Raw genomic sequence first — 14,151 nt, forward strand, 5'->3', positions numbered from 1 at the left:
ATGAAAGCAAAAAACCTATTCATCGTTGTATTTCTTTTGGCGCTGGCGTCCGTCCCGGTGCTGTCGCGTGTCTTCGACCAACCCTTCTACATGGATATCGTCACGCGCATTCTCGTCTTCAGCATTGCGGCGGTAAGCCTGGACCTCATCCTGGGCTATGGCGGCATGGTCAGTTTCGGCCATGCCGCCTATCTGGGAATAGGCGCCTACACCGTAGGCATCCTCAGCTACCACGGCGTAACGGACGGGTTCATCCACTTCGCGGCGGCGATCCTGGTCTGCGCGCTGCTGGCGCTGCTGATCGGGCTGGTCTCTCTTAGAACGACCGGCATCCATTTCATCATGATTACGCTTGCATTCGCGCAAATGCTGTATTTCCTCGCCATCAGCATCGACACCTACGGAGGGGACGACGGTCTCAACATCATGCAGCCCAGTGAGTTTCCGGGGCTCGACTTCAGCAAGCCCATCGTGCTGTACTACGTTTCGTTTGCCGTGCTCCTGGTTGTTCTATGGGCCTTCCGCCGCATCGTCAAATCGCGCTTCGGCATGGTCATACGAGGGGCAAAGGCCAATGAGCGCAGGATGACGGCTCTTGGCTACCCTGTATTCCGCTACAAGCTGACGGCCTTCGTGATCGCCGGCTCCGTATGCGGCCTGGCCGGCGCCTTGCTGGCCAATCAACTGCTGTTCATTTCGCCCTCGGCCATGCACTGGACGCGCTCGGGCGAAATCATGATCATGGTGATTCTTGGAGGCATGGGATCGCTGTTCGGCCCCGTGGTGGGGGCGACCGCCTACCTGCTGCTGGAGCATTGGCTTTCCAATGCCACGGAGCATTGGCAGGCGCTCATGGGGCCTTTCCTGATCCTGGTCGTACTGTTTGCCAAACGGGGCATCCTCGGAATATTCCGCGACGGGCCGGGCGGCGCGCAAGGGGCGTCGGCGCCACCATGCATCAAAGACCGGCTTCGCATGGCTTTGGGCAAGAAGGGGGTTGCGTCTCATGTCTGAAGTTTTTTCGATGCCGGCCATTGCGGATCCCGCGAACAGTCCGAAGACGATCTTGCGAACCTCGGGCCTGAGCAAGAGCTACGGCGGCATGGTGGTCACCGACCACGTGGACCTGGCAGTGGCCGAAGGCGAGGTCCATGCGATCATCGGGCCCAATGGCGCGGGGAAGACAACCTTGATTTCCCAACTGTCTGGCGAACTGCGGCCCGATGACGGCGGGATTTTCTTCGATGGGCGCGACTTCACGCGCTTGAAGGCTTTCCAGCGGGCCGCTTGCGGGCTGGCCCGGACTTTCCAGATCACCAGTGTTTTTTCCGGATTCACGGTCTTGGATAATGTGGCCTTGGCTGTGCAGGCGCATGCCGGCCACAGCTTCCATTTTTATAAAGCCGCCGATTCGGAAGAAGAACTGCGCGGGCCGGCCCGCGCAGCCTTGCGCAAGGTCGGGTTGCACGAAAAGGCGGAATGGCTGGTCTCGGCGCTGGCCCATGGCGAGAAGCGTGCGCTGGAGCTGGCGATGGCGCTTTCCACGGAGCCCAGGCTGTTGCTTCTGGACGAGCCCATGGCCGGGATGGGGCCCGAGGATTCGAAAAGAATGGTCTCTTTTCTTTCCACGTTGAAGGGCAATGTAACGATAGTGCTGGTCGAGCACGACATGGACGCCGTGTTCGCGCTGGCGGATCGGATTACCGTTCTGGTTCATGGCCGGATCATCGCCACCGGCGCGGCGGACGAGATACGGAGCAATCCGGCCGTGCGTCAGGCTTATCTGGGCGAAGAGGAGAATGCCTGATGCTCAAGGTGTCGAATCTTCAGGCCGGCTATGGCGAGAGCCAGGTGCTTTTCGGCATCGACTTCGAGATCCAGCGCGGCGAGGTCGTGACCCTGCTGGGCCGCAACGGCATGGGCAAGACCACGACGGTCTCGTCGCTCATGGGAATCGTGAGGCCGTGCGGGGGAGCAATCGTTTTCAACGGGAAGTCGATCTTCGGCAGCCAGCCCTACGAGGTTGCCCGGGCGGGGCTCGGGCTGGTGCCCGAGGGGCGCCAGGTCTTTCCCAATCTGACGGTCCAGGAGAATCTGCTCGCCACGGCGTCCGCGCGGGAAGGCGACGGAACCTGGGTCTTGGAAAGCGTCCTGGCGCTGTTTCCGGGGCTTGTGCCCCGCCTGCACAGCATGGCGGGACTGCTGTCGGGCGGCGAGCAGCAGATGCTGGCCGTGGGGCGCGCCCTGATGACCAACCCTTCGCTGCTTGTGCTGGACGAAGCCACCGAGGGGCTCGCTCCGCTGATAAGGAATGAAATCTGGCGGGTTCTGCAAACCCTGCGGAACGCCGGCCAGTCCATCCTCATCATCGACAAGAATGTCGACGCGCTTGCCCGCCTGGCCGACAGGCACTACATCCTGGAGAAGGGAAGGATCATGTGGAGCGGAACGTCGCCGGCCCTGCTGGCCGACGGCTCGCTGCGGCAGCGGTTTTTGGGCGTCTAGCCCGGCATGCAAACGTAAGGGAAGAATATGGATCATGAAATTCCGCAAGGCGGAGCGCCTCTGGGAACGAAGGCATTTCTCGAAGAAATGGAGAGGCAGTACCGGCTCGATCAGCTACAGCCGCAAGTGAAGTATCTGCCGCCCTGGGCGGAGCGTAGCGAGGCATACCGGAGCGTTGCGGCATGCGAGCTCGATATCGGCTACGATTCGGGCCCGCGCTCGAAGCTGGATTTTTTCCCCGCCGGCGATGCCGGGCACGCGCCCACGCTGGTGTTCATCCATGGCGGGTATTGGCAGAAAGGCGACAAGTCCGTTTATAGTTTTCTGGCCGAACCGTTCGTTGCCAACGAAGTCTCGTTCCTGGCCTTGAGCTATGACTTGTGCCCCACGGTGTCTCTTGCCCAGATCGCGGCGCAGGTTCAGCGCGCCGTCGCCTGGATATGGAATAACGGTGCGGCATTGGGGCTGGACCGGGACAATCTGCATATCGGCGGCCATTCGGCGGGGGCCCATCTCTCGGCGATGATGCTGACGACGGACTGGACATCCGTCGCGAACGGCCTTTCAGGCAATCTGTTCAAGAGCGCGTTGCTGGTTTCGGGTATTTTCGATCTTGCGCCGCTGCTGTTCACTTCGCAGAAAATGAACTTGAATCTCGATGAGGAGCAGGCACAAAAGCAAAGTCCCGTGCGCCGTGAGCTGCGCATCGACTCTCCTTTGCTTGTCGCCAGCGGCGAGCTGGAGTCCGCGGAGTTCAATCGCCAGTCGGATCTCTGTGCGCAAGTATTCGACCCGCAATGCCGTGGACTGGAGCGGTATGTGGCAAGAGGCCGCAATCACTTTGAAATCGTCGATGAGCTTGCCGATCCTGGCAGCCTGCTTTTCGGCAAGGCCCTGGCGCTGATCAAACGTTGACCGGGAACGATGGCGCGGGGGGGCCCGATGCGTTGCGGCCTCCCGCGCCGGTTGGAGACTACGCTGCCTCGTCCAGGCAAAGCAGGCTTTGTTCGGTCGTGGCTTCTCCCCATAGCCAGGTCAGCGTGTCGTAGCTCTTGTCCTGGGTGGCCCAGCGTTCCGCGAAGAGCTGGGCGCGCAGATCCGCGAGCGCGCCGCCGAACTGAGCCAATTCCCTGAGGTGCTTGGCGGTGAGCTGCACCCGCGCGGTGTGCACGTACCGCGCGGAATAATAAGCCTGGAAGGCTGCGGCGGGATCTTCAGGGGCCGCCTTCATTCTTTCGGCCAGGCATACGGAGTCTTCCAGGGCCTGGCAGGCGCCCTGCGCGGCATATTGGTACATGGGATGCGCGGCGTCGCCGATCAAGGTGACCCTGCCTTCGGACCAGTTCTTGACGGGTTCGCGTCCTCCTACCAGCCAGCGGCGGCCCATGTCGATCTTCTGCAGCAGTTCGTGGACTTCAGGAAGGTGGCCCTGGAAGCTGCCATGGACCTCGTCCGGCCGTCCGGCAATATCGGTGACGTCGAACTCTTCGTCGGAAAGAAAGGTGGCGACCAGATTGTAAAGTTCTCCGCGCCGCAGCGGATAATGCACGAAATCCGCGTTCGGCCCGCTCCACATGACGACGTCCGGATTCCACAAAGAGTCCGGGATTGCGGAACGAGGCACGACGGACCGGTAGCAGACCAGTCTGGATGTCTTGTTTCGCCCATCCCCGATGATTTTCTGCCGGATCACCGACCGCAATCCGTCCGCCCCCACCAGCGCGTGGCCCTTGATGGCGCGGCCATCCGCTAACGATACCGTTACCGAGCTGTCGTCCTGGTCGAAGTCCGCGACTTCGGCGTTTCGCTCCAGCCGGATGTTCGGATGTTCTTCGCATGCCGCGAAAATCGTGGAGAGCAGATCCGCGCGGTGAATGACGGCGTACGGGTGTCCGAAGCGCTTGATGAAGTCCTGGCCCAGGTCCAGGCGCGCGAACCTGCTGCCGTCCAGGGCGTCCCGCAGCTCTATGGCTGGCGGCAGCGATGTCCATACATTGATCTTGTCCGTCAGCCCCAGGCGGTGCAACGCCCTCATCCCATTCGGCGCAAGCTGGATGCCGGCGCCCACTTCGCGAAATTCCGAAGCCTGCTCGAACACCTGTACCTGGAAACCGCTGCGCGCCAGGCCCAGCGCCACACTGAGCCCTCCGATCCCGCCTCCGGCCACAATCACCGGATATTCTGTTTTCAAACGGCTGTTCATTTTCAGTTCCTCTGCCTCTTGTCGAATGTTGTCGCTATTGTTTGTCGTTGATCGTTCAATGCCCGCTTGCTTGCAGCCTTTGGGAGATGCTGTGCGCTTGTGGTGTTGCGGGTGGTTCGGCGCCTTGTTCTTCGCCGATGGAGCACTCCACGGATCCCAGGCGCCCGATCTTGCCGTGCAGCGTCATGCCCGGCCGCAGCGGGCGGCTGGCGCCAGTACGGCCGGCATATACGAGATCTCCCGGTTGAAGCTGGAGGTGTCGGGAGAGTTCGCTGAGTATTCTGGGCATGGACGAGAGCACGTCTTCAGCCGAGCCTGAGCATGCGGTTTCCCCGTCGATGGTCAAGAGGATTTCTTCGCCCTTTGCACTGATCGAGTCGTCGTATGGGTGGATGGGTCCAACGATGGCGGAACTGTCGAAAACCCGCGCCGCCTCCCAAGGGCCGCCTTTTTCCATGGCGCGCAACTGCAGGACGGGCCTGGCCATGTCGAGCCCCGCCGCGTAGCCGAAGATGGCCCGCGCCGCTTCGGCTTCCGTGGCATTGAATAAAGGGTCGCGCAGCACGGCCACGAGCTTCAGCTCGCCCTGTAGGCCGCAGGCCCGCGAAGGGTAGGGGACGGCTGCGCCGTCGAGCGCCACCGCGCTGGACGGTTTCATGAAAAACAACAGGGGCTCGGGATCGGGAGCCGCTTCTGCCCGCCTTGGGCTTGCCGGGGCTTCCCATTCGACGCAGAAGACGCGATTGACGGCGGCCTTGGCTGTTTTTCCTTGTATGGGAATCGTGGGCACGCAACGATCCGCGAACAGCAGACCGTCATCGAGCCCGCAGGGAGCGGGGCCTGCATGCTGGTCGGCAAGGTAGTACTCCAAGGCTCCGAACCGGTCGGAGCCCCAGAAGCGCTGGTCGTCGACGATGAAGTACGGCACGCCCAGCACGCCGTTGCCGGAGCACCAGTTGGCATTGGCGTCGAGCTCCGCCCGGAGCCGATGTTCTTCGCTCCATATTTGCCGTAGATCGGCCGGATCGAGTCCCGCTTCAAGAGCGATGCGTTCCACCACGAGCCGGTCGCTGGTATTCAAGCCATGGCACCAGTACGCCTGGCTGCAGCGGATGGTGAATTCCTGAAAGCATGGGGAGTTTTGGGTCAGCAGCCAGTGTCCAATGACGGAGGCCGCGTCGACATCCGTCAGGCGCCACTCCGGCGGATGCCACGCGAGCCCTTGCCAGGCCGCCCTTCGGGCGCAGTCCTGGCGGTTGTAGGCGAAGCGCGGGTTCTCTTTCGTGACGGGAAGGCTGGAAGGGCGCGGCACTTCGCGCGAGATTCGCCATTTCACGTCGACCGAGTAGCGTTGCGCAAGCTGGAATATGTCTTCGACTATCAATGCGCAAAACGGGCTTCGGTAGTTGAAGACGATGGTGACTTCCTTGAGGCGCATGCCATTTCCAGGTCCGTGGGCGATATCCAGACTTTATATAATTTTTTATCGCTGGTCAATAATTTCATCGATAAAAAATTAATTTGTCGTGAATATGAAAGACCTTGCCAGCATATCCCACTGTGTCAAAATATAAGCCGTTTCACGAAACGACTGATTGCATCAGAGACATTGCGGGCATGGCCGTACTTAGCTCGAGCATTCAGCTCCAATGCGTCATGCCGGGCTCGCCAAAGGAAAAATATGCTCAGTGATACAGAACTCGTCGGCCGCCTATTGCTTGGCGCGGCGCTTGGCAGCGTGATCGGTTTCGAGCGCGAGCGGCTGTCGTGGGCGGCGGGGCTGCGGACCCATATGCTGGTGTGCGTGGGGTCCACGCTGATCATGATCGTCTCGGCCTTTGGCTTTGCGGACATCCTTGGCCAGGGCAATGTGACGCTCGACCCCTCGCGCATGGCCGCGCAGGTGGTGTCGGGCATCGGTTTTCTTGGGGCGGGCTCTATTTTGCTGCGCGGCGAGGTCATCCGCGGGCTCACCACCGCGGCCAGCCTTTGGTCGGTTGCCGCAATCGGCCTGGCCGTCGGCGGAGGGATGTACGTGGCGTCCATTGCCTCGACCATCATCATCCTGATCATCCTGGCCGGTATCAAGCCGCTGGAGCAGCGCTACATCGCCGCCAAGCAAGAGCGCCGCATGCAACTGGTGGTGGAGCATGGGGCGTTGAACTTGCATGTGCTGTCATCGACCCTGGGCTCGGGCGGAAGCCGGATCAAGCAGTTCGTCGTGCAGCCGAGCGACAGCGACAAAGCGCTGGACGAGGTTCACATTACACTGACCAAAGTGTCGCCGACGCAATATTCGGCCATACGCGAGCGTCTGAAGGCAACCCCCGGCGTGCGCGAGGTTCACGAGGATGTCAGCTAGGCTCGGCCGGCTCTTCATTTGCCAGCCCCTCATTTTGTCAAGCATTGGAAATATTCAGGTAGATATATAGACAATCATATTTACGCTCGTTATCGTCGATGGCGTAGCTAAATGAGTTTGTCGATTTATGAATACTTGTGCTCCGTTCCGTGCTCATATATTGGCTGTAGACGATGATTCCGAGCAGCTCCGGATGTTGTTTGAAAAGCTGCGGCATCGCGGATACCGCATCACGGTTGCTTTTGACGGGGCGCAAGGATACGCCCGCGCCTTGGCGAACCTGCCCGACCTGATCCTGCTTGATGTATACATGCCGAAGATGGACGGCTTTGCACTGGCCCGGCTGTTGAAGGCGAACCCGGTGACGGCGCATATTCCCATACTGTTTCTTTCGTCCGGCGCCGATCTTACCGATCGGCTGGAGGGGTTGCGCAACGGAGGGGTCGATTACATCGTCAAGCCCTATCTGGCCGAAGAGGTTGTCGAGCGTGTCAATATCCATCTGGAATTGGCGCGGCAACGGACTCTGGCCGAGGGCGTCGACGAAGCCGATTTGCGCGCCGGCGTGCGACACGAGGCCGGCGAGGGCCAACTTGTGCGGCCGCCCGCCGCGTATTCTTTCGCGCCGTCGAGACCTATCGCGAAAACCGCCGGGCATATTCAGCGAACGCGGGTGTTTCCGCCTGCGCCGATGAACGCCGGCCGTGATTCCCATACGAATGGCGAATCCGCCTTGGTCGTGGCGGCCCGGCGCATTATTTTCCAGCGGCTTTCCATGCCGCCCCGTGCGTCTGATCTTGCGCGGGAGCTTGGCGTCTCCGAACGCCGACTCACCCGCGCATTCGAGCAATGCCTGGGCATGACGGTGCCGGGTTTCATACGTTTGAAGCGCATGCGCCGCGCGGAGTATTTGCTGTCCCACTCGGCGTTGAGCATCATTTCCATTGCGGAGGAACTGGGATTCTCCAGCGCTGCGAATTTCTCCACCGCGTTCAAGGAATATTCCGGCCAGGCTCCTTCGGCGTTCCGACGAAACTCGGGGGGTATCGAGCCCGCGGGCTCCGGCCTCAGGGGGCGAGCCATTCCCCCGCGCTGAACCGCCTCCATCGTGCCGGGTGATGTTGGCCGTACCTATCTTTAGCCTCGCGCAAGGTGATCGATGTGGTTCATCCATGCGATTTTTCAATCCTTGACAGTTGCGATACCCATTCAGCAAAAAACTAAAAGTTTCTGCTTCAAAAGTAAATGCTGACCTCCTCCTGATTCTGCAAAGTATCGAAGCGGCAATCCAGATGCCGGTTGATGAATCTTCGCCTCTTGTAATCGTGCGCTTGCATAACAGGCGCGGTGTTTGCGCGAGGCGGTTCTTGTATTGGGTGGAGAGTATTGTGAATCGGGTATACAAAACGGTTTGGAATGAGCGGACACGAACGTTCGTCGCGGTTTCAGAGCTTGCGCATGCACGCGGCAAAAGCGCGAGGACTTCCGTAGGCAGCGTCTCGTCGCGCGCCAGGCTGTCCGGCCTGCTGTCTTTGGCGGCTGCCGTGCTGGCGGGAGCGATACTGTCAAGTATGGGGGCGCCGGCATTTGCCGACGTGAGCATCGATGACAGCGTTTCTCCCGTGCATGCCGATGGCAACGGTATTCAGTTCAGCAATGGCGCCGGAACCATCGACTTCCAGGATGGCGGCACCATCAGCGGGCTGACGACCAGCACGCTGGTTTCGAACGGCACGAACGCCGTCACCACCGGGCAGTTGTGGCAGACCAATGAGGACCTGGTCACGGTCACCGCTACGGTTACAGGGCTGAATGCCTCCGTGGGCGCCTTGACCACCGATGTCGGCAGCTTGACCACCAATGTCGGCGCTTTGAACACATCTGTCGGCGCCTTGACCAGCAATATCGGTGCGTTGAGCACGACGGTCGACACCCATGCCACGCAGATATCGAGCCTGCAGACAGCAGCCAATGCCTCTGTGCGCTATGACGACGCCGCTGCCAAAAATCTGATCACGCTGCAGGGCGGCGGCTCCGGTACCCGCATCACGAACCTGGCCGACGGCAATATCGCGTCGGGAAGCAAGGACGCCATAACCGGCGGGCAAATGTACACGCTGGAACAGAAGCTCTACTCGCAAGGCCAGGGCGTCAAGTATTTCCACGCCAATTCCGCGTTGGACGACTCCACGGCGGCCGGAAGCGAATCCATCGCCATCGGGCCCGAGGCGGAGTCGGCTGGCAAGGGCAGCTTTGCCGCGGGCCATGGCGCGGCCACCACGGCCAGCGCCGAGGCGGCCATCGCATTGGGGCAGGACGCAAAAGTCGGGACGGACGATGAGGTGGATGGCGTTGCCTCCATTGCCATCGGACGCAACAGCGCGGCCCAAGGCAACAGCAATATCGCCCTGGGCGATGGCGCCACGGTCAACTCCAAGGATGTCCAGAATGCGTTGGCCCTGGGGACCCAGGCGACGGTGGAGGGCAATTACAGCAGCGGTGCGTTGGCGGTGGGTAGCGGGGCGCTCGCTGGCGCCGCCGATGCGGCCGCCGTGGGCAGCGGCGCCCTGGCCACGGGCGCCAGCGCATCGGCCTTTGGGCGCAATGCCGCCGCGACTGCTGACGGTGCAGTGGCCGTCGGCGACGGCGCCCTGGCTGCGACGGCCAACAGCATTGCACTTGGCAGCGGCGCGGGCGCCGGCACCTTCGGCAATAGCGGCGGCGACCGCACGTCCCATATCGCCATTGGTACCAATTCGGGGCAGGGCGTGGTGGGCAATCAGACGACGGCCATCGGGTTCGGCGCGGGTTCCAATGTAGATGGAGACTACAACATTGCTCTGGGCGCCTTGGCCGGCACCGACCTCGATGGAGACGAAAGCGTAGCCATAGGCTACAAAGCCAACTATGGCAATGGCTCGGCCGTCGCGCGCGAACATTCGACGGCCATAGGCTCCAACACCAATGCCGGCACCAATGCGGTGGCCATCGGCTACGGGGCCGACGGTGTCAGCGAAGGCTCGGTAGCCATCGGGGTGGAGGCCCAGTCGACCACGGGCTGGGGCGTGGCCATCGGGCGCAACGCCATTACAGAGGGCGACAGCGTGGCGTTGGGTGCGCGCTCGGAAGCCTACCAGCCGGCATCGACCGCCTTGGGTTATATCACAGGCAGCGCGGCTCCCAACAATGTCGTGTCCGTCGGCAATGCCGGCCTGCAGCGCCGCGTCACCAATGTGGCCGATGGTTCGCAGGGCTATGATGCCGTGAACGTGCGCCAGTTGAATGCAGCGCAGACGGATGTGGCCGCCATTATCGGCGGCGGAGTCAAGGTGGAGAACGGCAGGCTGGTGGGTCCGGATGCCGGAAAAGGCCCGATCAAGATCGGCGACGACTATTATGCTTCCATCAACGATGCGCTAAGCTCCATCACGTCGCCTGGCAGCACGATCACGCCGGCCGATCCTTCCTTCGTCCGCTACGACAGCGGCGCCGGCAATGGCAAAGTCACCCTGCAGGGCGGGAGCGGCGGCACGGTGTTGGCCAATGTGGCGGACGGCAGCGATCCCATGGATGCGGTGAACGTGCGCCAGTTGAATAGCGCGGTGGCGGATGGCAAGTCCAAGTATTTCAGCGTCAAGACCAGCCGGCCCGGCAACCGCGACAATACCGGAGCGTCCGGCAACGATGCCATTGCCATAGGTCCCGAGGCTGCGGCGGTGGGCGATGCCAGCCTGGCGTTGGGCCTGCAGGCCAGTGCGGAGCAAAGCAATTCCGTCGCCATCGGCACACTGGCCCAGGCCATAGGCGCCAACGCCAGCGTGCTGGGCAACAACAGCCTGGCCTATGGAACGGGTGGCGTAGCCGTAGGCCAGCAGGCCGTCAGCCGCGGTGAAAACTCCATCGTCATCGGCACGGGAGCGCAGGCCGACCTGAAGACGCCGCTGGATACGGTCGATAATGCGGTGGTCATCGGTACCGGCGCCGAAGCGACCGCCGATGACGGCATGGCCATGGGGCGCAGCGCGCTGGCTTCCAATCTGCGCAGTGTGGCGCAGGGCTACGATGCCGAATCTTCCGGCGTGGATGCGATGGCCATCGGCAGCGGTTCGCGCGCCACAGCCTCCAACGCCTACGCCAGCGGCACGGACGCCCAGGCATCGGGCGAGAATGCCATTGCCTCCGGAACGGGCGCGCGGGGCTACGCCTCCAACGCCATCGCCGTGGGCAGCGGCGCTGTGTCGGGCATTGCCGATCCGTCGCCCGAGGACGTGCCGAACAACCTGGACACCATAGCCATCGGCACGCGTTCCCAGGCCTTGGCCAAGAACTCCGTGGCCCTGGGCGTGGATTCCACCACCCGCAACGTCTATGTGTCCACCACCTCGGCGTATTCCAACGTGGCGCATGACGATGCCAAATCGGGCGTGGTATCCGTGGGCAGCCATGATTCCAGCTCGTCCAATGCCACCAATGGCACCATCGAACGGCGCATCACCAACCTGGCGGGAGGGCAGGACGACACCGACGCGGTCAACGTGCTGCAGCTCAAGGCGCTGGACACGCTGCTGACGGAGCGGGGCACGAACTATTCCGGCAACGAGGGAGGGCAAGTGCATCGCGACCTGGGCCAGGTGCTGGCCATCAGGGGCGGTGCGACACCCACGGCTGGCGCTTTCAGCGGCGCCAATGTCAAGACGGTGACCGATCCCGCCAGCGGCGCGATCAACATCCAGATGGCCGACTCGCCCAAATTCGGCAATGTCGTCGTCAATGCCGGCAATACCGGCAAGATCAGCGGCGTGGCTGCCGGAGCGGTGAACGCCGCCAGCACCGAGGCAGTCAACGGCAGCCAGTTGTACAGCCTGGCGGGCAACGTCACCAATATCTTCGGCGGCAATGCGGTCAACAACAACGGCGCCATCACCTTCACCAACATTGGTGACACGGGCGAAAATACCATCCACGATGCCATCAAGTCGGTGAACACGGCGGCCAACGCGGGCTGGAACCTGGCGGCCAACGGCGCAGGATCCACGACGGCCAATATAGGCCCTGGCGGCGACGTCATGTTCAATGGCGACGGCAACATTACGGTTGTGCAAGCGGGTGTTGATGACAACGGCGCCATCAATGTCGCACTGAACAAGAATATCGACCTGGGCGCGGCCGGCAGCGTCAGAACCGGCAACAGCCTGATGAGCGACTCCGGCCTGAGCGTCGTCCACGGAGCGCTTGTCACCCAGGTCGGCGCGGGCGGCATCGTTGTTGGCAGCGGCGCCAAGACGATCGTCATCAACGGCAGTGCCGGCGACATCACCGGTCTTGCCAACCGGGACCTGGACGCCGCGGACTTCGCCACGCAAGGCCGCGCCGCCACTGAAGAGCAGCTCAAGCTGGTGCAGGAGCAGACGGGCGGATTGAGCGATCGCGCGGTCAAGTATGACCTCAATCCGGACAATACCGTCAACTATGACCGTGTGACGATGGCGGGTACGCCGGGCGGCGCGACGAAGGATGCGGACACCGGGCGCATCGAAACGACGGGCGGGACGCAGATCACCAACGTGGCCAGTGCGGGCGACTACACCGATGCCGGCAATGCGCTGAACGCGGTGAATGCGGGGGACCTGAACAATGCCGTCCAGAACGTAACCGGCGCAGGAATGAACTTCTCGGCCAACGCGGGTGGCGACGTGCATCGCGACCTGGGCCAGACTCTGGCCATACGCGGCGGCATGGCGGGCTCCACCCTCGCCTCCGCGACCAGCGGCGAGAATGTCGTCACACGCACCACGGCGGATGGCATCAGCATCGAGCTGGCCAAGGACGCGACCTTCGACAGCGTCACGACCGGCGATGCCGTCATGGATACGGACGGCGTGCGTGTCGGCGCAAACGTGGCACTGACCAATACCGGCATGCGGGCGGGCACGATTGTGATCTCGTCGGCCACCAACGACATCGTCGGCCTGTCCAATACGGCATTGACGGCGCCCGGCTTTGCCACGGCGGGCCGCGCGGCCACCGAAGAGCAGCTCAAGCTGGTGCAGGGCGCCACGCAGGACCTGGCCGACCGCGCGGTCAAGTACGACTTGAATCCCGACAATACCGTCAACTACGGCAAGGTGACGATGGCGGGCGACGTTTCCTCGGATGGAGGCCGCACGGGCGGCACCGGCATCACCAATGTGGCGCGCGGCGACATTTCCGCGAACAGCACGGATGCCGTCAACGGCAGCCAGATCCACGACATGGGCAACAGTATTGCCGAAGGCATGGGCGGTGGCTCGACGTTCGTCGACGGCAAGCTGGTGACCGAGCTGAATGTAGGCGGCAGCACTTACAACAACGTCAATGATGCGCTCAATGGCGTGCAGGCGAATATCGACGATGTAAGCAACGTCGCCAACATGGGCTGGAATGTGCAGGCCAATGGCGATGCGGCGAGCAAGGTCGGCCCGGGCGATACCGTGCAGTTCATCAATGGCGACAATGTCGAGATCACCCGCGACAACGCCAATATCACGGTGAGCATGGCCAAGAACATCAAAGTCGACACCGTGACCAGCAACAAGGTGACGACCAAGGAGCTGGCAATCGAGAACGGCCCGACGATCAACCAGAACGGCATCGACATGGGCGGCAAGCAGATCACCAACCTGGCCGATGGCAAGGCCGACAGCGATGCGGTCAACGTCGGCCAGTTGAACAAGGTAGCGGGCAGTGTGGCCAACAGCATCAATCGTCTGGATGGCAGGGTGAGTCAAGTCGACAACCGGGCCAGCGCGGGCGTGGCCGCGGCGCTTGCCATGTCAGGCCTGCCGCAGGCTTATTTGCCGGGCAAGAGCATGTTCAGCCTCGCGAGCGGTACATGGCGTGGAGAAAGCGGCTACGCCATGGGCCTGTCGACGGTCTCCGACAACGGCAAGTAGATCGTCAAGGGAAGCTTCGCCGGCTCCTCGCGCGGCGACTACGGCGGCGCGGTCGGCGTCGGCTATCAGTGGTAATTGTCAGACCGTCATTGTTTGCGCGGCCCGCTGGCGCACGGCCGGCGGGTTCGGCTACCCAAGGAAAAAATCAG

Annotated in this window: 8 protein-coding genes and 1 pseudogene; 7 read left to right on the top strand and 2 right to left on the bottom strand. The window is 62.2% G+C overall.

What is annotated here, in order from left to right; translation table 11 throughout:
* From VNT00_RS04080 to VNT00_RS04095, 4 genes are read left to right on the top strand one after another with little or no spacing between them, the layout of a single operon-like run.
* A complete protein-coding gene (locus VNT00_RS04080) occupies positions 1 to 1,014 on the top strand; it encodes a branched-chain amino acid ABC transporter permease (protein ID WP_325584783.1) in 1,014 nt (337 codons plus the stop codon).
* The gene (locus tag VNT00_RS04085; RefSeq protein ID WP_414650878.1) at positions 1,007 to 1,807 is read left to right on the top strand and encodes an ABC transporter ATP-binding protein; all 801 of its coding nucleotides are present in this window, start codon (positions 1,007 to 1,009) and stop codon (positions 1,805 to 1,807) included. Before VNT00_RS04080 ends, VNT00_RS04085 begins: the two co-directional genes overlap by 8 nt.
* Positions 1,807 to 2,505, top strand: coding sequence for an ABC transporter ATP-binding protein (locus tag VNT00_RS04090; protein ID WP_325584785.1), 699 nt, complete (start codon positions 1,807 to 1,809; stop codon positions 2,503 to 2,505). The genes VNT00_RS04085 and VNT00_RS04090 overlap by 1 nt, the downstream gene beginning before the upstream one ends.
* 27 nt (positions 2,506 to 2,532) lie before the next feature.
* Complete coding sequence (locus tag VNT00_RS04095) at positions 2,533 to 3,420, top strand: alpha/beta hydrolase (RefSeq protein ID WP_325584787.1); 888 nt, start codon at positions 2,533 to 2,535, stop codon at positions 3,418 to 3,420.
* Positions 3,421 to 3,478: 58 nt separating this feature from the next.
* On the opposite strand, the gene VNT00_RS04100 is transcribed toward VNT00_RS04095, so the two are convergent.
* Together VNT00_RS04100 and VNT00_RS04105 are read right to left on the bottom strand one after the other, a co-directional pair.
* Positions 3,479 to 4,708, bottom strand: a complete 1,230-nt coding sequence (locus VNT00_RS04100; protein ID WP_325584789.1) for an FAD-dependent monooxygenase — start codon at positions 4,706 to 4,708, stop codon at positions 3,479 to 3,481.
* Between the two features lie 55 nt (positions 4,709 to 4,763).
* The gene (locus tag VNT00_RS04105) at positions 4,764 to 6,146 is read right to left on the bottom strand and encodes a fumarylacetoacetate hydrolase family protein (protein WP_325584791.1); all 1,383 of its coding nucleotides are present in this window, start codon (positions 6,144 to 6,146) and stop codon (positions 4,764 to 4,766) included.
* A 243-nt stretch (positions 6,147 to 6,389) separates the two neighbouring features.
* On the opposite strand from VNT00_RS04105, the gene VNT00_RS04110 reads away from it, so the two are divergent.
* From VNT00_RS04110 to VNT00_RS04120, 3 genes and pseudogenes are all read left to right on the top strand, one after another.
* Positions 6,390 to 7,070, top strand: coding sequence for an MgtC/SapB family protein (locus VNT00_RS04110; RefSeq protein ID WP_325584793.1), 681 nt, complete (start codon positions 6,390 to 6,392; stop codon positions 7,068 to 7,070).
* A gap of 127 nt (positions 7,071 to 7,197) precedes the next feature.
* Complete coding sequence (locus VNT00_RS04115) at positions 7,198 to 8,166, top strand: response regulator transcription factor (RefSeq protein WP_325584795.1); 969 nt, start codon at positions 7,198 to 7,200, stop codon at positions 8,164 to 8,166.
* Positions 8,167 to 8,458: 292 nt separating this feature from the next.
* Positions 8,459 to 14,077, top strand: a pseudogene (locus VNT00_RS04120) (YadA-like family protein).
* Positions 14,078 to 14,151 lie beyond the last annotated feature (74 nt).

This window comes from Eoetvoesiella sp. (assembly GCF_035555955.1).
Taxonomy (GTDB): Bacteria; Pseudomonadota; Gammaproteobacteria; order Burkholderiales; family Burkholderiaceae_B; genus Eoetvoesia.